Below are 235 nucleotides of genomic sequence, written 5' to 3' on the forward strand. Positions count from 1 at the left end.
GTTCGAACTCGGCCTCGGGGAAGGCCGGTTCGCGCAGCAGCTTGGCCGCCAGTGCGACGGCATCGGCGAGTTGATCGCGGCGCGTCTGCAGGCCGATCGAGGCCGATTGCAGGTCGCCGCCGACGCGCGCGCTGGTCTTGAGCGCCTGGAAGCGCGCGTCGATTTGTTCGCGGCTGAGGCCGCCGCCGCCGCGCATCAACTGCGCGCCGGCCAGGCTGGCGGCGACATCGCGCCC

1 protein-coding gene is annotated in these 235 nt (G+C 73.2%); it reads right to left on the minus strand.

Annotated features, from left to right (window positions below; all coding sequences use genetic code 11):
* The coding region (locus tag HKX41_13565; protein NNC25161.1) for a hypothetical protein at window positions 1-235 on the minus strand (235 nt) is incomplete at both ends.

The organism is Salifodinibacter halophilus (assembly GCA_012999515.1).
GTDB lineage: Bacteria > Pseudomonadota > Gammaproteobacteria > Nevskiales > Salinisphaeraceae > Salifodinibacter > Salifodinibacter halophilus.